The following is a 23,363-nucleotide window of genomic DNA, read 5'->3' as shown; positions in this document are numbered from 1 at the left end:
AAAGATTAAAAATTATTTTGGAAGAAGGTTACCAACCACCTCCGCCTCCGCCGCCTCCACCGCCGCCGGAAGAACCACCTCCTGAAGAGCCGCTTGAGCTTGATCCGCCGGAATATGATGAACTGCTTGAAGATCCTGAAGAAGAGGAAGAAGATGATGAAAAACTGCTGACCGGCATTACTGAAGTTTCTTTTAATGAATTTGTAAAAGAATTTGCAAACCCATATTCAAAATTGTTCTGAACATTCGCAAACGATTCTTCACCCGCATCGACCGTTTCCTGTAATTTATCTCTGAATCTTTTTCCCCAGATTCCTTCAACTCCGAAAACGATGGCATACGGAAGAAACTTTTCATACACATCGGTCGTCATTTCCGGTGGATTATGAAACTTCAGCTGGTTTTCTTCGGCAACACTCAGATACATCTTGAATCCTTCAATTTCAGCCTCCATTTTTACTTTTTCTTTGGTGGGCATTTTGATCAGATACCTGAAAATAAGAAGTGAAATACCACCAAATATCAGAAATTTAAAACAGTTGGATTCAAAAGAAGAAACATCATCATTCTCAACAAACGCCATTACCAAAAGTGGAGCAAAAAGCGCCATCGCAAAGAAAAATATGACAGCGAAAATCAATTTCTTACCATCTTCCCAAACAATGATTAGTAAGGCAACAAAAAGACTTGCAAAAATCAGCATTACTGATCCCATCAGCAGAATTTTGAAGTCCCATGTGATAAGGGAATTGATGAGTAATGCAACAAAAAATGTAGCCAGTATAATCTTCAATGCATTGGTTACGATCTTTTTATTGCTGATTTTTTCAAAATACTTCTTCGTTAATTTCGTAACCGATTTTTCAAAATCTTCAATGGCATTTTTAATGGTAGAATTAAAAGACCCGTTTACCGAAATCTGATTATTATTACCAAATAACTTTTGAATCAGCTGTTTTTGGTCATTTTGAAGTGAAGAATCGTGTGATTTCAGTTTTTTAATATTAAAAATCTTCGTCACATAAGATTCTTTCGTTCCTTTTATTTCGTCAATGTCCACAAAGCCTTTTATGGAGAGATCGACCAGGTTTGCTGTTACCAAGCTGGTTTCAAAACTTCCTTTATCAATGTAACCCAATGATGCCGGTGAGAGATTTCCCGGAGCATTAAATTGCGGAATTACAACCGGCTTTTCGGGATCTTTACCGTATTTCTTCCAGTTGGTGTAATAATAAAATAAAAGATAAAGACTCACAAAAACTAAGGCAAGACTTGGCCAGTTTCTGCTGATCCATTTTGAAAAACCTGAAGGCTCTTTTAAAACATTGGCTTTAAAACCTACCGCTACCGTTAAATTTTCGTGTTCCTGTAAATTTTTAGCATTAAAAACAATTTCAGTAGCAGATAAATTTTGAGCAGTACAGTTTCGTTCGGTACTTCCCTGAACTCCTGTATAACAGGAATTCTGAAGAATATCTGCTCCATTCGGTAAATGGACTTTTGCCTGAATATTTTCGACGGGGAAAGACCAGTCGGTTCCGTTCACATTCCAGTAAAATTCATCATAACCTTTGAATTTACCGATCTGATCCTGTGTTTTATAAACTATTTTGTAAGTATAATATCCCGACTGAAGATAAGAATCTTTATCACCTATGTAAATGGTGAAAATTCCGTTTTTGGTTTCTTTGTGATATGATTCCGAAACGCCATCTTTCTCGATCGAAACAATTTTATAAACAACCTTTTCTTTTCTTCCGTTAATATTCCTAATTGTCGGCAAAGCACGAAAAATCCCTCTTTTAATTTCATTTCCTTTCGCGTAAACTTTTATATTTTCTGTTACAGTGACATCTGCATTTTCAGCAATATGAATATCCGCAATAAAAGAAACAATTCTTTCACGCTGAACATTATCCTGAATATTTTCGGTATGCTCTTCGGCCTCGACAGGTAATGCAACCACTTCCTTTTGTGCAAAAACAAGAAAGCAGAACAACAGGGCTATGATCTGTATAGAATTTTTCATAATTCAAAATTTTACCAGCCGCCACCGCCACCGCCACCGCCACCGCCGCCGGAAAATCCACCACCAGATCCTGATCCGGAACTGCTTCCGGAACTTGAAGGTTGCGTGGCCGAAGACTGTATTGATTGTGTTAAACTAGAATTAAGAACACTTGCCATTGCAAAATGATTCATTGTAGAACCTACATACCAATTGGACTGATAATCGGTTGCAGACATTTTTTTGAGCAAATCATCGAATTTTTTTCCCCAGATTTCATCAACTCCTAAAACCATTGCAAAAGGCAAAAGTTTCTCGAAAGATTGTGGCGTCATTTCCGGTGGATTGTGAAATTTCAACTGTTGATTTTCGGCTGCTCCCATATACATTTTAAAACCGGCAATCAAAGATTTTTTCCTCAGCTTTTCTTCCGAAGGTCTTCTGATGAGAAACTGATAAATAATCAGTGAGGTAAATCCTAAAATAATGAATATATAACAGATATTAAAATTATCATTAATGGTAAAGTCATTGTACGTAAACATCAATCCGCCCAAAGAAAATAAAAGCACTGCCGGAATAACCAGAAAAATTTTGAATAAAACCGGATATAGTTTAAACAAAAATCCTGTTATAAGGAAAGCAATCAAAAGAATTACATATAAAACTCCACCAACAAAGACTTTTTCTCCTTCAGGAAATATTTTGAAACTGAAAAATAATCCTAAACCATACATAATCGTTATTAAAATTAATGGCAAAAAGATCTTGCGGGTATTATTGCCCTCATTCAATAATTTATCATGCTGGAATTTAAGTGCAGACTCAAAACTACGAACTGCCTGCTCGATTTTCGGATCATATTTCCCATCAAATTCTACGTGATCCAAACCGCCTGTAAATAGGCTGTTCATTAAACTAACTTCTTCTTTCGGAAGGTTCTGATCCTGATTTTTAAGCTTTTTAACGGTAAATTTTTTCGATTTAAACAAACCAAAAACTCCCGAGTCTTCACTTTCGATAATCTGAACATATCCTTTGACCGCTAAACTAACCAAAGCCGCTGTAAGATATTTATTTTTGAAGGTTTCGCTATTGATAAATCCTAAAGAAGCCGGTGAAAGATCATCCGGAGAATTGAATTGCGGATAAACGGTCGGCATTTCGGGATCGACACCATATTTCCTCCATGTTGTATAATAATATATCAACAATGCTAGAAAAATGACAATTCCTACGATCAGAATCCCGAATTTTTCGAGAAAAGTTGGTGGAGGTGGCGGAATCATGATCCCTTTTTTGAAACCAACGGCAATGGTTAAGCCTTCACCCGAACTCAAATCTTTAGCACCCCACCCAATAGAATAATCAGAAATAATTTTAGCCAAACAATCCTGAGAGTTGCTGCCATAAGCTCCTTTGTAACAAGAATTCTGGATCATCGAAGCACCTTGCGGAAGATTCACTGTTGCCGAAATGCTGTCTACGGGAAAATTCCATTCATTTCCATTTACGTTCCAGTATAATTCGTCATACTTTTCGAAAAAACCGATCTGCTTTTCTGTGGTGTATTTTATTTCATAATCATAATCTCCGGGACTTAAAATAATATCTTTATTCCCAATATATATTTTAAGAAAACCATCTTCAATCTCCTCATGATAATCTTCTTCCACTCCATTTTTCTTTACGGAAACTACATTATATTTTACCTTTTGAGTGCGGTCATTAAGATTTCTCACCAAAGGAAGTGTACGGAAAATTCCTCGTTTAATTTCCTGCCCGAGACTGTGAACTTTTATGTTTTCGGTAATGCTTAATCCTGAATTTTTATCAACGTCAATGTTCGAATGAAAGTTTATAATTCTTTCGGTTCCCAGAGAATATTCTACATCTGCAGGCGGAGTAATCTCAAGATCTTCGGCATGTTGGGAAAACCCCAGAGAAAAAAAAAGGAGAAAAAGAAATGCTATAAGCTTTTTCATCTCTAAAATTTTACATTAGGAACTTCTCTTTCGGCAATATTATCAAGTTCGAAGAATTTAGATTTTTCAAATTTGTACATATTGGCGATGATATTGCTTGGGAAAGACTCTACCAAAGTATTGTTTTCTCTCACTGTTCCGTTGTAATATCTTCTAGATTTTTCGATGTCGTTTTCGATTGAGCTCAGCTCTGCCTGTAATTGCTGGAAATTTGAATTCGCCTTAAGATCAGGATATTGTTCTGCAACTGCAAATAGATTTATCATTGCCTGATTCAGGTTTTTCTCTGCTGCTTCTTTTGCCTCTACAGAATCTGCACCCACCGCAAGGTTTCTTGCTCTTGTCACGTTTTCTAAAGTTTCACGTTCGTGAGTGGCATAGCCTTTTACGGTTTCAACCAAATTCGGAATGAGATCATGACGTTTTTTAAGCATTACATCAATACTGCTCCATGCTTCCTGAACAAGATTTCTTAGTTTCACAAGGCGATTGTAAATAGAAACTCCGTAAAGCAACACAATAGCCAAAACACCACCAATAATAAGTGCGATCATAATTTTGTAATTTAATTTAGATTAAAAATAATCTTTTTCTCGGATAATTGAATAAAAAAAGCGCTCAATAAATTGAACGCTCCTCAAACTATATATGGACTTACAGTTATGAATACTTTCTGCAGGTATATTCAACAGTGGTATTCAAGAGTTTATTTTTATTCAGGAAAAACTCAAGTTGCTGAGATTCTTCCGGTGTTGCATTGATGTATAGCTGAAATGATCCAAAATTGCTTCCGTTCATGTATTCCACATTTGCACTGAGAACTTTGTAGCAAATTCCCATTTGCTGGTAAATAATGCTAAGAAGATCATCGAATTTTACTTTCCCGTTGAGTTCAACTTCTAAAATAAGTTCTTTTTTGCTCAGGTTTACATTTTTTGATAATGTCTGCAAATTGGCTGTTATCATAACTAAAAGATTTTGGTTTGTACTGTAGTTTCTGAATTACATTTTGAAATATTTAATCATTAATTCCTGACAAAAGTATAAAAAAATATTAGTCCACCAAATTAGTAGGATAATAATTTTTAATTTTAACTAAAAAAGAAGCTTTTCAGCTCCTCTAATTTCTAATCATCATAAAAAAGCCACGAATACACGAATTATATTGCTTAATTTTAACAAAATACATTCGTGTATTCGTGGCAAAAAAGGATATTTACAATTCCTTGATACGTTCGATTTTGTCTGAAGCAGCTAAACCATTCGGATTACATCCAGGCTCACCTTCCGGAACCTTGAGATTTTTTTTAGCGTAAAACTCTTCCCAGAAAGCATTGGTTTTTCCTGTTTTAGGATCGATGAAAGTCATAGGCTCCAACTTAAAGATATGATTCTTTCTGAAGGCTCTTTCGATATAATCTGAACAGTAATAAGAATTTTCATCCAAAATATAATTGAAATTGTAAGGCTTACCCAACATTGAGTTTGCTCTATCTATAGCTTCAGGAATATTATTCTGAAATTCAGGTTTTAAACGATACACCACAACTTTTTGTCCGTCATCAGATTGGTCTTTTAAAAAATCTTTTAGATTCTGCTTTTGAGAGCCTCCTTTTGGAGCAGCATGAAGAACGAAAGTTCCATCTTTATCTTTCTGCAAAATCCCGATGTGATCAAATGAAGCTTTTTTTTGCTTTTGAGTGACATTATTAATCGCTCCCGACAACCCTGATTCTTTAGCGGTGACAAAAAGTAAATCTCCGTTTTTTAAACCTGATGAAACCGAACTTCTGCATCCTGAAAGTAAAATCAGAAAACCAAGAATTAAAAATGAACTGAAAAAATTATTTCTTCTTAAAATTGCTTTCATAAATAGAGATCCATTCATCGACAGTCATTTTTTTACTTAATTCAGCAATCAGTTCAAAGGGAATATCATCCATTTTTTTGAAGCGGACACAAGATTTACCCATATCCAGTTTTCTTTTTGAATGCTTTGGAAATTCAGCCACAAACCAGTCTAAAAGCTCCGGTTTTGCATACATTCCCATGTGATACAGCGCAATAAAGTTTTTCTGAGAAGCCAGGCTCATAAAAGGGAGTGCAGAGCCCGGAGAACAATGATAACCTTCCGGGTACGATTCTAAAGGAACTTGCCACCCAACCATTCCGTAACTTATACCTTGCTCAAAGCCTTCCGGTAAATTTTCCGTAATCACACTAAACATTTTTTTGAAAACTTCCTGTCTTTCTTCAGTAATTTGCGAGATATAATCTTCTGCTGATGTTGCCGGAATCTGCATTGTTTTAATTTTTTAACAAATTTAAAAAAAACAGCCTTACAAAAAGATGTAAGGCTGCTTAAAAAAAAATAATTCAAAAATAGTTTACTTTTTGATGGCTTTCACGGTATTTTGAGAACCGTCTTTGAAATACAATGTAATCAAATACAGTCCAGAATTCAATGAGCTTAAATTGATTTCCTTGGTAGGATTTTCAATAACTTTAAGTGTTCTTCCTGCCACATCATTTACTTTAACAGTTTTCACATTTTCTGTTTCAGAAATAAATAGTACATTGTTGAACGGGTTTGGATAGATCGACAATTTCTTTTTGGATGCAGTTTCTGATGTACTTAATGAGTTTTTAGGTTCCCAAGTCACATCGTCCCAGTAATAAGATTTTGAGTCTGACGTATTTTTTACTGCCAATCTAGCATTTGCCGGAACTGTAGTTGGTATGTCCACAGTATATTCAGCCCCTGAAGCATAGCTTGTATTAGCGATACTTAAAGTCTCAATATTTACAAATGTTGCAGCGTCTGTTGAGCTAGTTACATATCCTACATTTAAACTTCCTGTAGCAGAAGAAACTCTTGCTTTTATTTTTAATCTGTGCGTTCCAGCATTAATATTGGTAAATTCAGGAAGCACAACAATGGTAGGATTTTGTGACGAAGTGCTGTACTGATAAAGATTTCTGATCCCTGAAGCTGGCGTTGTAGAACTGATTTGCTGAGTTCCATTAGTTGTTATAATTCTTGCCCAACAATCCGGAACAATACTTACTGAAGAACCATAAGATTCCAAATCTTCAAATAAAGAAGGTGTTGGTGCACAAGTTGTCTTGAAAGCAACCTGATACGTCCACTCACTCTTATTTGTTGTACTACATACAGAACGTAGCCATAAATTATAAGTATGGTTAGGATTTAATCCTGAAATTGTACCTGAAACAGCGCTTGCTGCAAAAGTACCACTAGCTGGTGTTGTAGAAGTAGGAGCTACTGTACTTACAGGTGAATAATAATACTCATATCCGCTTGCTGCACCGGTTGAAGGAGCTGTCCACGCTATATCCACTGTATTGGCAGTTGCATTTGATATCGAAACATTTGAAGGATGTACACAAGATGGGATTGCTTCCCATTTTACATCATCATAATAATAGCTCTTCCCGTCTGCAGTATTTCTAATCGCTAATCGTGCAGTTGCAGGTATTGAAGTTGTTACTGCTACAAAATATTCAGAGCCATAATTTACATTCGTAACATTCAAAGCTTGAATAAGAGTGAATGTAGATGCATCTGCAGGATTTGTAACATATCCAACATTAAGAGTTCCAGGAGCAGTACTTACTCTAGCTTTAAGTCTAAGCCAATGAGTTCCTGCATTAATGTTACTGAATTCAGGTAAAACAGCAACAGAAGTACTTTGTGATGCCGTACTGTACTGGTATATATTTCTTGTCCCTGAAGCAGGTGTTGTTGCAGAAATTGTTAACGAACCTGTACTTCCTACAAGTCTTACCCAACAATCAGGTAAAGTTGTTCCTGTAGCATAAGAATCAAAATTCTCAGTCATAGATGTCACTGCACCACAAGCTGTTTTAAAAGTTCCCGAGAAAGACCATGTACTTTGAGATGTTGCACCTCCACAGTTTGCTCTAACCCAATAATAATAGGTTGTATTTGCATTTAAGCTCGGAATTGTTGTCGAAGTCCCAGTAATTGAAGTTAAAATAGGAGCCGTTGTACTTGTCGGAGCTGTGTTTGTTGTACTATAATAAATATCATAATTTGTTGCTGTTGTTCCGGTAACAGGTGTCCAAGAAACCGCTGCCGAATTATTCGTAACTGTACCAACAGCATTTAAAGTAGGAGCGGCGCAAGTAGAATATGCATCAACAGAGAAAGCAAAAACATTCGTATGACCTTGAGCTGTTGATGTTTTTGTAACAGTAACACTTTGAATTAGTTTAGCCTGATTCGCAGGATCAAGAGTTATTAAACTCTGATAAAGTCGTGGATTTGTTCCATTTCCGGATTCTAAGGCATTGGTATCTCTATTGATTCTTCCAAACCCCTGAATTGCAAATCCAGTCGCATCATACCAATCCGAAACTGCCACTCCTGTAAAAGTTTGCGAAGTATTGTCTGTAAAATTTACAACAACAGAAACTGTTGAAGCACCACTACCACTCGTAGCAAGCATATATAGCCTGAAAGCTGCTTTTGGCGTTGTGAAGACAATTGTTCCGGTAGCATTTTGAGTAGAAAGTTTAAGTGAATTATTAGAACTATAATTCGCCAAAACGTAGCTTAAACCAGGTGTTGATGCTACTACGCTATTTACAATCCCATTGGCTGGAAGACCATAAGTAAGAGCAGGGCTGGTTGTTGTTGCTAAAAAATCCTGAGAAACAAAAGCATAAGAAACTCCATCAACGTCTGTGGTTGTAGAAGTTGTAGCAGAACCTACTCCATTAGCAATCACATCTGAGTTAAGACCTGATTGAATTGGCATGGTTTGAAAATTTTGTGCAATTGCAAGCGAACTGGTAAGAATGCCCAGTACACCCAGCAACAGAGCTGGTTGATTTCTTTTCATATTTTTTTTTATTAGTTCGTCGTAAAACTAAGAATTAATTCCAAATCAGCAATATTATTTTTTAATTATTTTTAATAATATTTAAATATTAACAAAATATACCCAACGCAAAAACGATTACACAAATAAAAATAATCATATTTCACAAATATTAACATGAATATAACAATTAAAATACTTTACATAATAAGTTAACATCTTATGCCGTGTTTATATTTATAGCCGAAATATTTTGTTATTTTTGTGCATACAAATTTTTAGACAATGCCAAACATTTCAAACAGAGCGCAGCAGATGCCGCCTTCACCGGTAAGAAAACTGGTTCCTTTTGCCCTTCAGGCTAAACAAAGAGGTACAAAAGTATATCACTTAAATATCGGTCAGCCGGACATAGAAACTCCTGAAACAGCTCTTAATGCTTTAAAAAACATTGATTTAAAAGTTTTGGAATACGCTCTTTCTGAAGGTAACATCGAATACAGAAAAGCATTAACAGAATATTATCACTCATTAGATTTTACAGATCTTACTCCGGATCATTTCATTGTAACAAATGGTGGATCAGAAGCATTAAATTTTGCGATTTCGACACTTTGTGATGACGAAGATGAGGTCATTATTCCTGAACCGTATTATGCCAATTATAACGGATTCACAAGTACGTTTAATGTAAAAGTAGTTGCCATTCCGTCATCAATCGACACTGGTTTTGCACTTCCTCCGATTGAAGAATTTGAGAAAAAAATCACTGCAAAAACAAGAGCAATCGTTATCTGTAATCCTGGAAATCCTACAGGGTATCTTTACACCCGTGAAGAACTTCAGAAATTAGCGGAAATTGCTTTGAAATATGACATTGTTGTCATTTCGGACGAAGTTTACAGAGAATATGTATACGATGGAAAACAACAGGTTTCTATGCTTGCTTTCCCTGAATTGGCTGAAAACTGCATCATCATCGATTCTGAATCTAAACGCTACTCGATGTGTGGGGTAAGAATCGGATGCTTGATTACCAGATCTAAAAAAATTCGTGATGCAGCCATGTTGTTCGCTCAGGCCAGACTAAGCCCTGTTTTGTTGGGACAAATCGCTGCAACTGCCGCTCATCAGAATGACGGAGCGTACATCAGAGCCGTAAGAGAAGAATATACGCACCGAAGAAATGTTTTGGTTGACTTACTGAATTCTATTCCGGGAGTAATTTGCCCTAAACCAAAAGGTGCTTTTTATTGTGTTGCTGAACTTCCGGTAGACGACACCGAAAAATTTGCTCAATGGCTTCTTGAAAAATATACTTTAAACAACGAAACCATTATGGTTGCACCTGCAGGAGGATTTTACAGCGATCCTGAATTAGGAAAGAAGCAGGTAAGAATTGCTTATGTTTTGAAAGAAGAAGATTTGAGAAAAAGCGCAGAAATCTTAAGGAATGCACTTGAAAAATACAGATTAGAGTTTAATCTTTAATATAGAATAATGTCAGCAGTAAAAATAAATTATTTGAAAATATTGTTTTCAACATTTTTACTGCTGATCTTTTTTTCGTGCAGTAAAGAATCCACAGATAAAACTTCGGATTCTAAAAAAGAAGAAATTACTTTTATAGGATCATCTAATGTAGGTGGACAACTCGGATACTACAGGATCGTTAAAGTCACTAAAGATTCCATTCATTTCGAAAGCGGACAAACCGTTAATAATAAGCACAAGGAATGGCATTCAGCCATAAAACCCGAAACGTGGAAAAAACTGGTTTCTTCTTTTAAAATTAAAAACTTAGACCATATCGAAAGTTCGCCAAGCATTCAGGCGATTGACGGAATTGATGAGAGTTTTCAGATCAAAACAACCAAAAAATCTCATGTTTATGTCAATTCTCAGAACGATATTCACTACAATCAGTTCAGCCGTTTCAAACAGGAACTTTTAAAAATCATTCCTCAGGAATATCAATAGAAAGTTCATTTTCAATTAATTCTAAAACATTACAAGATCAATGCAGGAAAATTTCTCCTTAAAACCTTTTAATACTTTTGGTGTAGAAGCCAAAGCAAAATATTTCATTGAGGTAAATTCTGTTGACGAATTAATTGAAACACTCAAACACGCTCACTCTCAAACTCTCCCACTTCTATTCTTAGGAGGCGGAAGCAATATTTTACTGACCAAAGATTTTGACGGTTTAGCAATTAAACTGAATTTAAAAGGAATTTCTGAAAAAGCCCTCAATGAAAATGAAGTTTTAGTTACTGCAAAAGCGGGCGAAAACTGGCACGAATTCGTCATGTCTTGCTTAAACAAAAACTACGGCGGATTAGAAAATCTTTCCCTGATTCCGGGAAATGTGGGGACTTCACCGATGCAGAATATCGGAGCATACGGAACAGAAATCAAAGATATTTTTGTGGATTGTAAAGTTTTGAATCTTGAAACGCTTGAAATTGAAACTTTTAATCTTGAAAAATGCAGATTTGGGTACAGAGATTCTATTTTTAAGCAGGAAGGAAAAGGAAAATATGTGATTCTGGAAGTTAGTTTTAAATTAACATCTAAAATTCATTCCATTAAAACGGAATATGGCGCTATAAAATCCGAGCTAGAAAATTTAGGAATTACCAATCCTACCATTCAGGACATTTCGAAAGCGGTTATTAACATCAGACAAAGCAAACTTCCTGATCCTAAAAAAATCGGCAATGCAGGAAGCTTTTTTAAAAATCCTACAATTCCTTTAGCTCAGTTTGAAAATCTAAAAGAACAGTTTCCCAATATACAAGGATATCCGAACGGAAATTTTGTAAAAGTTCCTGCAGGATGGCTGATCGAACAGTGCGGCTGGAAAGGAAAACAGATCGGAAATGTTGCCTCTCACAAACTTCAGTCTTTAGTGATCATCAACGCTACAGGAAATGCAACCGGTAAAGAAATTTTTGATTTTTCAACTTTAATTATTGATTCTGTAAAGGAAAAATTCGGGATTGAACTGGAGAGAGAAGTGAATATTCTTTAAATAAAAAACATCGACACATTCTGTCTGACATTTGTCATTTATTTTAATTCATTCTAAATAAACTTTGTTTCTGTAAATATAATTGTTATTTTTGCGGTCGCTTTGCTTTTAGAACAACTAAAATAATGATGATCAGGCTATTAACTTTCGTAATACTATTTTTCTTCGGCTCCCAACTCTTATTTGCTCAAAATGAGAGATTACAATTAAGCTTAACTATTTCCGGAGACAATCAGCAAAAACTAAAAAATGTATCCGTAAAAAGTTCTGAACAAACTACAGTTACAAACGAAAACGGAAATGCTACCCTTTTATTAAACAAAGGAAAGCATCATCTTAAAATATATCATCCTAATTATCAGGAAAAAGAAGTTGATATTACACTCAGCAGTTCCACAAGCTTAAATTTTCAGCTACAACCCATTAATCAGCTTGAAGAATTGGTCATGTTTTCGAAAGAAGACAAAGGTTTAACGACAAAATCGGTCATCGACAGAAAAGCAATGGAGCATTTGCAGCCATCCAGCTTAACCGATCTAATGGAACTTTTACCCGGTGGACTGGCAAAAACTCCCGATCTAACCGTGAACAACAGACCAATGCTTCGTGAAAACAGAGGAGATCTTACATACCGAACTTCAGAATACAATACCACTGCTCTGGGAACACAATTCATGATAGACGGAAATATACTCAATTCTAATGCAGATATGCAGGTTTCATTAGACAACAGACAATTTGGCTATTCACCAGAAGCAAGAGAAACTGCAACAACAGGTGTTGATATGAGAACAATTTCTACAAACGACATCGAAAAAGTAGAAATTATCCGAGGTATCCCGTCTGCATCTTACGGTGATCTTACCTCCGGAGTGATAAAAATTGAAAGAAAAATTGGTGAATCTCCTTTGCAGGCGAGATTCAAAGCAGATGGCTTCAGCAAGCAATATTATGTTGGAAAAGGTTTTAAAATCAACGATAACTGGCAAATAAGTGCAGGTGCAGATTTTTTAGATTCAAAAGCAGATCCGACTGACGATTTTGAGAACTATCAGAGAATGACTGCATCCATCCGTTCAAAAAAGAAAGGAAATCTGTGGTCTAATCCTTTGGAATGGCGCTCCAATATTGATTTTTCGAGCAACATAGATTCACAGAAAAATGATCCCGATAACGGAGCTCCCGAAATCGACAAATACAAGCAGACGAGAACCAGAATTAGTTTTACAAATAACTTCTTATACAGTTTAAACGAATCTTCGGTTTTCAACAAAATTATTTTTAACACAGCGATCAGACAGGGATTTGAAAAAATCGATCAGACCAAACTCGTACAGTTATCCGGACCAAGATCTTTTTCATTGGCAACAGAACAGGGCGAAAACGTTGGTGTTTTTCCGGTTCTTCGTTACATCAGTGATTATTCAACGGAAGGAAAACCTTTGGATATTACAGCAATGCTTCAGGCGACGGGTACAAGAAACACTTTTGGAGTTTCGCATCAGTATGAAGCAGGTTTAGACTGGAGATATTCTAAAAACAACGGCAGAGGTTTAATTTACGATATGAATTCGCCTTACACAGCAGATTTAAGCAATTCAAGACCAAGACCTTTCAACGATATTCCGGCTTCCAATTTACTGGCTGCTTTTTTGGGAGACCAGATGAGCTACGAGATTAATCAGCATAAATTTACATTATACACTGGTTTGAGATTTTCAAAGCAATTGGGAATTGATAATTCTTATGCCATCAGCAAAAAAGTTTTTGTGGAACCAAGATTAAATTTGCAATATAATCTTCCCCACCTGATCATCAACAATTCTCCTTTAAAAACTGATATTACTTTAGGATACGGACAGTTTTATAAACAACCAACACTTTTAATGCTTTATCCGAACAGAGAATATTGGGATTACACACAGCTGAATTATTATCATAATGATGCACAATATCGTTATGTAAATTTCATGACGTATGTACAGAATGTTGAAAATAAAAATCTTGAGGCTGCTAAAAGCATTAAAAAGGAATTAAGACTAGATCTGTCATATAAGAATCATAACCTTTTCATTACTGTTTTCCAGGAAGATATGTCAAATGGTTTTCGTCCTATGAAACATACGGTTTTGCATACGTACAAACAATATGATGCTTCACAGGTCGATCTTTCACAATGGAATAACGGACCAAATCTGGCGAATACTCCCTACATCGACAGAAAAACAAATGCTGAATATCTAATGACCGAAAACGGAAGTAGCACCATCAAAAACGGTATCGAATTCGGGTATACTTCCCCACGTTTTAAGGCAATCAATACAAGATTTACTTTGAGTGGAGCTTATTTTAAAACTCAATTGAGAAATTCAGTTCCTGTGATAGAAAAACCGAATGCTTCAATCGGTCCGGATGGATTTCCTTATTACGGAATTTATCAAAATGATTTAGGCTATGTAAATTCTAATATGAACTACAATCTTTTCATAGACACTTACATTCCTAAAATGGATCTGACGATTTCTGCATCATTCCAGGGCAGCTTTTTCGACTATAACAGAAATGACAAAAGAATTGCAGAACCTATCTCTTATTACGGAATCGACGGAATTGTACATCCTTTTACCGAAGCAGATAAAACAGATACATACAAACAGTGGCTCGTAAGAAACGTTTCAGTAACAGATAACCTACCTACAGAATATACTTTCACTTTTGCAGCCAACCTGAAAGTAACAAAGAGTATCTACAAAGACATCAAAACATCCATGTTTGTGACAAGGATCTTTAATTATAGTGCGCCTTACTATTTCAACAATTTACTGATTGAAAGAAAAGCAGCCAACAGACCTTATTTCGGGATGGAATTAACCTACAATTTTTAATAAAAAAATAATTAAATAAAATCAACATGAAGAAAAGTGTATTATTATTAGGCTTAGTAGCGGCAATGGCAACCGGATTTACGGTAACCTCATGCTCGAGTGATGATGATTTCGGAAACTCGGTTTCGCAAACAGGCGTTTTAACAATGAATTTTACGGGTGAAGGAATCGCTACGTACAAAACTTTAGACATTTCAATCAAAGAAATCAATACGGGAGCAATTACAGAATTTACCATTCAGAATACCAATGCACATTCTATTGAATTACCATTCGGATCTTACAATATTACCGTAAATGGAATCGTTGTGAGTACCGATTCAGAACAAATCAATGTAGGAGCAACAGCCGTTACAGATATTAAAGTAAATGCAACGAACATCACAATTCCACTTTTGGCAAAAAGATTTGGCAATGATTTCATCATTGAAGAAGTATTTTTTACGGGAGTAAGAACCCCGGACAATAAAAACTATAATTCGAGCAGATATTTTAAAATCACCAATAATACAGATAAGGTTTTAGACGCAGCAAACCTGATCATCGGGCAGTCTAATTTCCTTACAACTTCCAATGACAACCCTACTCCTTACAATGTAAATGATTATTTCCCTGTAAAAGGGGTGATGGTTTTGAAAAGCAGTTCTCCAAAACTTGTTCAGCCCGGAGATTTCATCGTAGTTGCAGATAATGCGATAAACCATTCTCAAAACACTTCAACAGCTTATAATCTACAGAATGCAGATTGGGAATTCCCTTCTACAAATCCTGCTTTAGGTCAGGTTGACAATCCAAGTGTACCGAATGTAGATGTTATTTTTACAACAATGGGTTTTCCAGATATGTTTTTCCTTCACAACAGAGGTTTTGAAAGCTATGTAATTGCACGTTTTCCGGCAGGAGAAAATACAGGTACTTTTCTTCAGAACCAAAAATACGATTACACTTATGTAAACAGTGCAGGAAATGTTACCGCAAGAAGTGCTTATAAAATTCCGAATTCTTGGATCGTGGACGGCGTGAACAACAGTATCCCGACAGATTTTGTTCAAACCCTTACTTCGGCAAGTATCGATGCAGGCTGGACCTCAGTAGGTTCTATGAACAACGATGCAACACGTTACGGAAAATCGGTAAGACGTAAAGTGATCGGAAAAACTTCTGAAGGCAGAAACGTTTATAAAGACACCAACAATTCTACATTGGATTTTGTAAAAGATTCTCAGCCAAGCTTAAAAAACGGGATTTCTCACTAATCCCGGTTTACAATTTATTAAAACATAGGTATGTTCAATATTAAAACTTCTTTCGCCGCACTTTTTGTCGTTTGCTTTTCTTTAGTAAAAGCTCAGGACAGTCTTGATTTTTTTAATAACTACCGCAATCAGTACAGTGCAGAAAGAAATTTAAAATCACAGTTTTACTATAATCCGGCTTCAATGTCGGGTTATAGTTCTACTTCATTCTCAGAATTCGGAATAGGTTATCATTCAGAAAAAAAAGACATTTACAGAGAACAGCTTGGTGCAGGAGATCAAGGATTGAAAATCTATGTAAATTCTTTTCAGAAGCTCAACGAAAAAAGATCAGTCTGGGGAAAAGCCAGCTATGAAAGCCTGAAGCAATTAAAGCTAAAATGGAACGAAAATCTTGATTTTGACCGTGTTGCACCTTATCTTTTGGCAGATTCTGTAGGCGGAGACATGAAACTGGAAAGATATTCTTTTGCAGGAGGTTATTCTGAAAAGTTCAACCGTTTTACATTAGGAATTGAAGCCAACTACACCGCACAATTGGGCTATCGTTCAAGAGATCCGAGAATCAACAATACAACTTCCGATCTTTGGGTAAATGCAGGCTTGAATTACAAAGCATTCAGAGAGTACGAAATTGGAGTTTTCACAAGATTAAATAAGTACACCCAAAACAGCAGCATCTCATTTGTAAGTCTTTTAGGAAATCCATACGTTTATCAGATGGTTGGTTTAGGCTACTCCAACAACTTTTTCAATGGCGGAAAATATGGGGTTGCATTCGAAGAACTGGGTTATCAGGTCGGTGCACAGATCAACAATAAAGCAGGAAAAGATTTCTATATTCAGGCAATCGTAGGAAATTCTAAAAACACAAAAAACATCCAGATCAACAATCCGTATTTTGAAGCATCAGATTTACAGAACGAACAGTTTGTTTTCGAAGGCGCCAAATTTTTCAATCTGAATGACCATCACAGATTCGGCGTCTTTGCCAACTATTCTGCTTCTGTAAAAACAGGAACCGAATATGGTTACTCTATCAATACACAACGTACAGAACAGATTTTTGAAAGAAAAGCTTACCGTAAAGAAGATTATGCATCGATATTTAAGCTGATGTATCAATATTCAAAAAATAATTTTACATTGAATGCGACTCCGTTTTTCGGTCATCAGGAAATCAAAGAGAGAAGGTTATATCCGGGTTCCGGACAAAAATTCCTTTACAATTATTTTGGAATCAATGCAGATTTCCAGCAAAAATTAAACGAAAAACAGATCTTGACTTTTCAGCCTTATTTCACAAAACGAATCGTAAACAAATCGATCTGGGCGATTACATCAACTTCAAATGCAGCCATCAACGAATGGGTTCTTCAGGATTATCTTTTCCAGACAAGTGATATAAGCACTTTCGGAGCATCATTAAGATATGATATTAAACTTGAAAAACTCCCTGCATTTTTCATAAGCGCAGAATATCAGTCGCAGAAAATTCAGAAAAAAAACAATAATTTTGTCGGCGCAAGTTTAGGAATTACTTTTTAATACAATTCGCTTAAAAATCTTAATTAAAATCAATGTATTGATTCTTAAAAAAATCAATGAGATATTTCTAAGATTCTTAATGGTTTAAAAATAATTTGCATAAAATTTATTCATCAAAAAAAAGGAATATTTAATTTAAAATGAAAAAAGGAATTTATTGGAGTTTAGGATTGATTTTATTTATTCTTTGGAGTTTTACCTCAAAAGTCGGAAACGAATTATCAAACATTCAGGATCCAACCATTGAAGACATAGTAAAAAGCTACAAAAAAGCCATCACAGAATGGCCAAAACCCAATATCGACAAAGGTGTAAAATGGCAGGAATTTGCTGCAATCAAAACCGATTCAGCTTATTTCACAGAACAGGACAAACCGAATGTTATTCTAGGAAAAATGCTTTTTTTTGATCCTAAATTATCTCAATCCAACCAGATTTCCTGCAGCTCTTGTCACGATCCTGAAATGGGATGGCAAGATAGAAGACGTGTCGCTTTAGGAAACAGCCATCTTCTAGGAAACAGAAACACCATGTCACTTTACAATATTGCCGAAAGAACTTCTTTCTTTTGGGACGGAAGAGCGAAAACTTTGGAAGAACAGGCTTCGGGTCCGCTTGGAGCCCATCATGAAATGGCTATGGATGTAAAGACACTTCCCACAAAAATTCAGAACATCAAAGGTTATCAAGACCTTTTCAAAAATGCTTACGGAACAGAAAAAGTGACTTATGAAAAGATCGTAAAAGCAATCGCAGACTTTCAGAAAACCATTAAAAGCCAGCCAAGCCGTTTTGATAAATTTCTCGAAGGAAAATACAACTCGCTAACAGACGAAGAAATCTACGGAATGCATATTTTCCGTACCAAAGCACGTTGTATGAACTGCCACAACGGACAATATCTTACCGATGAATCTTTCCACAATATCGGTCTGACTTATTATAAAAGAAAATACGAAGATTTAGGTTTATACAATGTCACCAAAAAAGCTGAAGACGTGGGGAAATTCAAGACCCCTCAGTTACGAGATTTGACACTCACTCAGCCATGGATGCACAACGGGCTTTTTGATAATCTTGAAGGTGTTGTTAACATGTACAACAGCGGAATGCACCAAATCGACCCGACTCCCGAGAAAAAATCGGCAGACCCGCTCTATCCTTCCACAGATCCATTACTGCAGAAATTAAATTTAACAAAAGACGAAACAAAAGCATTAGTTTCTTTCCTGGAAGCCCTTTCCGGGACAAAATATAAAATGAGAAGACCTGAATTTCCGGTGGAGTAAAATTTAATTTCTTTTTAAAATCAATTCTGTATTCATTTTGTCAGAATAGCTTATTTTAGTTTAATATTTCTAAAATAATGGCGGCTGATAAAACATATTTAGATAAAGAATTCAAAAAAATAATCCAAAAGCATATCGACAGAATTGATTTTGTAAAGGTTAATCTTGAAGACGATTCTTCAATTTTAGGCTTCATCGTAAAAGCATCTGATGATTTTCTAATGATAGAAGAAATCAATGATTTTTCTTTAGCTGGAACTAAAATTGTACCTTATGAAAGAGTTTCGGGGATTCGCCATGGCTTGTCAGACAAAGTTTCAAAGATGATTTATTCTAAAGAAGGATTAATCAAATTGAATCAAAAAATAATCAAAAACACATCTCTAAAAGATTTTGAAGAACTTTTCAATTCGATCAGAAAACAAAATTTCCATTGCATTGTTGAAAGCAAAAAGAAAGAAGAGGAATTATTTTCAATCGGTGAAATTTTAGAGGTCAATGAAAAATCTGTTATCATCAAAAATTATAGTCCTGTCGGTAAAATTGATAAAAAACCGAGAAAAATTAATTTTAAGCATATAGAAACCATTAACTTTAATGATAATTATTCTGTAGTTTTCAGAAAATATATATTCGAATAAAAATTAAAAACACAAATATGAAAATCGCCATTATCGGAGCCGGAAACATGGGTTTATCTTTTTCAAAATCATTTTTGAAATATGAACTGATAAAACCGGAAAACCTTCATCTCATTACAAGAAATCAAGCTAAAATTCAGAAAATTTCAGAAGAATTTCCAAAATCGAAAATTTCTTTATTTGAAAATCTGAATGCAATAGATGCAGATTTAATTATCATCGCTGTAAAACCACAGGATTTTCAGAAAACCGCCGAAAACATCAAATTTTCATTTAAAGAAAACCAGATGATTCTGTCGATTATGGCGGGAATTAAAATCGAAAAGATCCAACATTTATTAAATCATCAACGGGTTGTACGAGCAATGCCCAACTCACCTACTCTTTTGGGAATGGGAATTACAGGTTATACTTCTGCACAAGGAATTTCTTTTAATCAACTAATGAATATCGAAAGACTTCTGAACAGCACAGGAAGATCTGTTTATCTGGAAAACGAAGAACTTTTAGATGGTGTAACTGCTCTTTCAGGAAGCGGACCTGCTTATTTTTATTACATTGTCGATGCCATGATCAAAGCCGGAACAGCAATGGGAATTGATGAAAATCTCTCAAAACTTTTTGTAAAACAGACCATGTTGGGAGCGTATCATCTTATTAATAATTCGGATAAAAGCTTAGAAGATCTGATCAAAGACGTCGCCTCAAAAGGCGGAACTACCGAAGCTGCACTGAAAACTTTTGAAGAAAATAATTTCAAAGAAATTTTGCAGCAGGGAATTTTGAATGCAGAGAAAAGAGCGAAGGAATTAAACGGATAATTTGTTTTAATTTAAAAGTAAATCTCTCGCTGATTAGACAGATTATGCAGATTCAATATTGAAAGAATCTGCGTAATCACCAAAATCTGCGAGAAAATAAAAACGATCTTTAGATTCCTCCCGAATGACAAATTATATCTTTACTTTTTGACTATTCACCTATAAATTTAGTAAAATTCATTTCAAGCATTCTCTTGATTTGCCATCCCAGAAAAACACCGAAAGTATTCAGAATAACATCGTCCACCTCAAAAATTCCCAATCGTGTAAAATACTGAAGCGCCTCTACAATAACAATTGCAGAAATAAAAAACAGAATATTTTCTCTCAAATTTTCAAGACGCGGAAAAACCCACCCCAAGAAACCAAAAGGCATAAACATAACCACATTTCCGACAACAATTCGGATAATATCCCACCACCGAATTGTGTTTTCAATAAAACTCAACGTTGGAAAAAGAGGTTCTATCCGGATGACATGGTCTTCATACTGCGTTCTTCCCATTCCGAAAAACATCAGATAGAGAAGAAAGACCGTGAAAGGGAGAATGGTAATTTTATAAAATTTCTTTAACATCAATTGCAAATTTATTCATTTCAAAAACATTAAATTTGTATGTTAAACTAATTTAATGAAATACGTTTTACTTACGCTCATTTCAGCAATGCTGCTTTCGGTTTCCTGGCCGACTTACGGAGTTCCGTTTTTTATATTCTTTGCCCTCGTTCCACTTTTAATGATGGAACATGATGTTTCTAAATTTTCAAAATACAACAGAAAAAGCTGGGTGGTTTTTGGATTGTCTTACTTGTGCTTTGTCATCTGGAATGTAGTAACAACAGGTTGGCTGTACGGTTCAAAAAATCCGGACGGAAGCCACTCGATGATGGCAGTTTTATTTCCTGTTCTAGTAAATTCTTTTTTATATTCCCTGGTTTTCCAGTGTTATCACTGGTATAAAAATGCACAAGGAACGTATTGGGGAATGGCTTTTTTGGTAGCCATCTGGATGAGTTTCGAAAAATTCCACCTGAATTGGGAGCTGACCTGGCCTTGGCTGAATCTGGGAAATGCTTTTTCAGATTATCCTAAACTGATTCAGTGGTACGATACCTTGGGCTCAACCGGCGGAAGTTTCTGGATCTTGCTTATTAATTTACTGATATTCTATACCATAAGAATCTGGCAAGCCGGAAGAAAAAGAAAAGATTTAATCATCAATATTTCAGCAACGGTACTTTTAATCGGTGTTCCAATGATTATTTCTTTGATGAAATTTAATAATTTTAATGAAAAAGCGATTGGTGAAGTCAGTGTTTTAATGCTGCAGCCTGATCTTGATCCTTACAATGAAAAGTATCAAAAAGACAGTATTACGATTCAAAATGAGCTGTTAACATTAGCTGAAAACAATACCAAAGGAAAAATCGATTACTATATTGCTCCTGAAACGGCAATTCCGGGAAGAGGTTCTATTTCTGAAACCGCTTTCGAGAAAAGTTATTTATTAAATAATGTAAAAGGATTTCTTGCGAAACATCCGGGTTCTGTTTTTGCAACAGGAATTTCTTCGCACCGATATTTTTTCGATAAAAATAATTTACCAAGAGATGCTTATCAAATTAACGACAGAGCCTGGGTAGAAAGCTACAATTCGGCAGTTCAGATTATTCCGGATCAGAAAGTTGAGGTTTATCACAAGGGAAAGCTGGTTCCCGGTGTTGAAATTTTCCCTTACATGAACGTTTTGAAGCCACTTTTAGGCGATGCAATGATTAATTTGGGAGGAACAGTTGCTTCTTTGGGAACAGATAAAGAAAGAGTGGCATTTTCAAATCCTTTTAACAAGGGAAAAATTGCCCCGATTATCTGCTATGAAAGTATTTATGGTGAATTTGTAACCGATTATGTAAAAAAAGGAGCCAATTTCCTCGGAATTATGACCAACGATTCTTGGTGGGGCGTTACAGAAGGGCACAAACAGCTTTTGTCTTATGCAAAGATGAGAGCGATTGAAACCCGAAGAGAAATCGTACGTTCTGCAAACAGCGGAATTTCTGCTCACATCAACTCAAAAGGTGAAATTTTAGAGGATACTTTTTACGGTGACAAAACAACTTTATTTGCCAAGGTAAACCTCTATGAAGGTGAAACATTTTATGTGAGAACCGGAGATTTTCTTTCAAGACTTTCTCTTTTTGCATTAGGATTTTTATTGTTTTATTTTTTGATTAAAAGATTTCAGAAAAAGCTGTCTGAGAAAAAGCCTTAGCTTTCATTTTCAAAATAATGCGAATAAAAATTTAATAATAATTTTGCAAAGCACTTGTCTATTAAAAAAATTATCCGTTATTTTGCAACCTCAAATATTATACAAATAAGAACATCGAGATATGTCAAGAATTTGCCAGATAACAGGAAAGCGTGCAATGGTTGGTAACAACGTTTCTCACGCTAATAACAAAACGAAGCGTCGTTTTGAAATTAACTTATTGGAGAAGAAATTTTACCTTCCAGAGCAAGATAAGCACGTTACTTTAAAAGTTTCAGCTCATGGATTGAGAGTAATTAACAAGATTGGAATCGAGGAAGCTATCGAAAGAGCTACTAGAAACGGATTGATTAAAAAGAACTAAATCATGGCAAAAAAAGGAAACAGAGTTCAAGTAATCCTTGAATGTACAGAGCATAAAGAAAGTGGTATGCCGGGAATGTCTAGATACATTTCTACTAAAAACAAAAAGAACACTACAGAAAGATTGGAATTGAAAAAATACAATCCTGTTCTTAAGAGATCTACCCTTCACAAAGAAATCAAGTAATTTATAAATATAATTTACCATGGCAAAGAAAGTAGTAGCAACCCTACAAACCGGGTCTAAAAAAATGACCAAAGTGGTGAAAATGGTGAAGTCATCTAAATCAGGTGCTTACGTTTTCGAAGAAAAAGTAATGAATGCAGACGAAGTTGACGGTTATTTGAAAAAATAATCAGTTACTTTATTTACAATATAAAAACTACTCATT

At 35.4% G+C, this 23,363-nt stretch carries 21 protein-coding genes; 13 read left to right on the top strand and 8 right to left on the bottom strand.

The window, feature by feature from the left end:
* Positions 1-28: 28 nt before the first annotated feature.
* From BA768_RS19140 to BA768_RS19110, 7 genes are all read right to left on the bottom strand, one after another.
* Positions 29-2,029 (bottom strand): DUF2207 domain-containing protein, encoded by a 2,001-nt coding sequence (locus BA768_RS19140; RefSeq protein ID WP_065722034.1) that lies wholly within the window; start codon positions 2,027-2,029, stop codon positions 29-31.
* 11 nt (positions 2,030-2,040) lie between these two features.
* Positions 2,041-3,993, bottom strand: a complete 1,953-nt coding sequence (locus tag BA768_RS19135) for a DUF2207 domain-containing protein (RefSeq protein ID WP_065722033.1) — start codon at positions 3,991-3,993, stop codon at positions 2,041-2,043.
* Between the two features lie 2 nt (positions 3,994-3,995).
* A complete protein-coding gene (locus tag BA768_RS19130) occupies positions 3,996-4,547 on the bottom strand; it encodes a LemA family protein (RefSeq protein ID WP_034673138.1) in 552 nt (183 codons plus the stop codon).
* A gap of 106 nt (positions 4,548-4,653) precedes the next feature.
* The gene (locus tag BA768_RS19125; protein ID WP_047482325.1) at positions 4,654-4,959 is read right to left on the bottom strand and encodes an NIL domain-containing protein; all 306 of its coding nucleotides are present in this window, start codon (positions 4,957-4,959) and stop codon (positions 4,654-4,656) included.
* A 250-nt stretch (positions 4,960-5,209) separates the two neighbouring features.
* Positions 5,210-5,863 (bottom strand): YiiX/YebB-like N1pC/P60 family cysteine hydrolase, encoded by a 654-nt coding sequence (locus tag BA768_RS19120; RefSeq protein WP_065722092.1) that lies wholly within the window; start codon positions 5,861-5,863, stop codon positions 5,210-5,212.
* Complete coding sequence (locus BA768_RS19115) at positions 5,838-6,296, bottom strand: DUF1801 domain-containing protein (RefSeq protein WP_065722032.1); 459 nt, start codon at positions 6,294-6,296, stop codon at positions 5,838-5,840. Before BA768_RS19115 ends, BA768_RS19120 begins: the two co-directional genes overlap by 26 nt.
* A gap of 84 nt (positions 6,297-6,380) precedes the next feature.
* On the bottom strand, positions 6,381-8,882 hold the full coding sequence (locus BA768_RS19110) for a fibronectin type III domain-containing protein (RefSeq protein WP_065722031.1): 2,502 nt from the start codon (positions 8,880-8,882) through the stop codon (positions 6,381-6,383).
* 264 nt (positions 8,883-9,146) lie between these two features.
* Between BA768_RS19110 and BA768_RS19105 the strand changes: the two genes are divergently transcribed.
* The 9 genes from BA768_RS19105 to proC all read left to right on the top strand — a co-directional run bounded on the left by BA768_RS19105 (position 9,147) and on the right by proC (position 20,335).
* Positions 9,147-10,352, top strand: a complete 1,206-nt coding sequence (locus BA768_RS19105; RefSeq protein ID WP_034673130.1) for a pyridoxal phosphate-dependent aminotransferase — start codon at positions 9,147-9,149, stop codon at positions 10,350-10,352.
* A gap of 9 nt (positions 10,353-10,361) precedes the next feature.
* Positions 10,362-10,841, top strand: coding sequence for a hypothetical protein (locus BA768_RS19100; protein ID WP_065722030.1), 480 nt, complete (start codon positions 10,362-10,364; stop codon positions 10,839-10,841).
* A gap of 40 nt (positions 10,842-10,881) precedes the next feature.
* Positions 10,882-11,895, top strand: coding sequence for a UDP-N-acetylmuramate dehydrogenase (murB, locus tag BA768_RS19095; RefSeq protein ID WP_065722029.1), 1,014 nt, complete (start codon positions 10,882-10,884; stop codon positions 11,893-11,895).
* Positions 11,896-12,023: 128 nt separating this feature from the next.
* Entirely contained in the window at positions 12,024-14,780 is a 2,757-nt protein-coding gene (locus BA768_RS19090; RefSeq protein ID WP_083206752.1) for a TonB-dependent receptor plug domain-containing protein, read from the top strand.
* A 26-nt stretch (positions 14,781-14,806) separates the two neighbouring features.
* Complete coding sequence (locus BA768_RS19085; protein WP_065722027.1) at positions 14,807-16,036, top strand: DUF4876 domain-containing protein; 1,230 nt, start codon at positions 14,807-14,809, stop codon at positions 16,034-16,036.
* A 30-nt stretch (positions 16,037-16,066) separates the two neighbouring features.
* A complete protein-coding gene (locus BA768_RS19080) occupies positions 16,067-17,584 on the top strand; it encodes a DUF6850 family outer membrane beta-barrel protein (RefSeq protein WP_065722026.1) in 1,518 nt (505 codons plus the stop codon).
* 140 nt (positions 17,585-17,724) lie between these two features.
* On the top strand, positions 17,725-18,873 hold the full coding sequence (locus tag BA768_RS19075) for a cytochrome-c peroxidase (RefSeq protein WP_065722025.1): 1,149 nt from the start codon (positions 17,725-17,727) through the stop codon (positions 18,871-18,873).
* Positions 18,874-18,950: 77 nt separating this feature from the next.
* Positions 18,951-19,514: a hypothetical protein gene (locus tag BA768_RS19070; RefSeq protein WP_065722024.1), complete on the top strand. Its 564-nt coding sequence runs from the start codon at positions 18,951-18,953 to the stop codon at positions 19,512-19,514.
* Between the two features lie 17 nt (positions 19,515-19,531).
* Positions 19,532-20,335 carry a pyrroline-5-carboxylate reductase gene (gene proC / locus BA768_RS19065; RefSeq protein WP_065722023.1) on the top strand — a complete coding sequence of 268 codons (804 nt, stop codon included), beginning with the start codon at positions 19,532-19,534 and terminating at the stop codon, positions 20,333-20,335.
* Between the two features lie 151 nt (positions 20,336-20,486).
* Here the strand turns inward: proC and BA768_RS19060 are convergent, their stop codons facing one another.
* Complete coding sequence (locus BA768_RS19060) at positions 20,487-20,912, bottom strand: VanZ family protein (RefSeq protein WP_065722022.1); 426 nt, start codon at positions 20,910-20,912, stop codon at positions 20,487-20,489.
* Between the two features lie 55 nt (positions 20,913-20,967).
* Here BA768_RS19060 and lnt point away from each other — a divergent pair, with 55 nt between their 5' ends.
* The 4 genes from lnt (at position 20,968) to BA768_RS19040 (ending at position 23,327) form a co-directional block, all read left to right on the top strand.
* Positions 20,968-22,608 carry an apolipoprotein N-acyltransferase gene (gene lnt, locus BA768_RS19055; RefSeq protein ID WP_065722021.1) on the top strand — a complete coding sequence of 547 codons (1,641 nt, stop codon included), beginning with the start codon at positions 20,968-20,970 and terminating at the stop codon, positions 22,606-22,608.
* Positions 22,609-22,729: 121 nt separating this feature from the next.
* On the top strand, positions 22,730-22,972 hold the full coding sequence (rpmB, locus tag BA768_RS19050; protein ID WP_002976757.1) for a 50S ribosomal protein L28: 243 nt from the start codon (positions 22,730-22,732) through the stop codon (positions 22,970-22,972).
* A gap of 3 nt (positions 22,973-22,975) precedes the next feature.
* The gene (gene rpmG, locus BA768_RS19045) at positions 22,976-23,158 is read left to right on the top strand and encodes a 50S ribosomal protein L33 (protein ID WP_027373683.1); all 183 of its coding nucleotides are present in this window, start codon (positions 22,976-22,978) and stop codon (positions 23,156-23,158) included.
* Positions 23,159-23,177: 19 nt separating this feature from the next.
* Positions 23,178-23,327 (top strand): DUF4295 family protein, encoded by a 150-nt coding sequence (locus tag BA768_RS19040; protein WP_065722020.1) that lies wholly within the window; start codon positions 23,178-23,180, stop codon positions 23,325-23,327.
* The last annotated feature ends 36 nt before the right edge of the window (positions 23,328-23,363 follow it).

The organism is Chryseobacterium sp. CBo1 (genome assembly GCF_001693475.1).
GTDB lineage: Bacteria > Bacteroidota > Bacteroidia > Flavobacteriales > Weeksellaceae > Chryseobacterium > Chryseobacterium formosense.
Note: the sequence above shows the minus strand (reverse complement) of the source record. Positions and strands in the feature narration are given on the sequence as shown.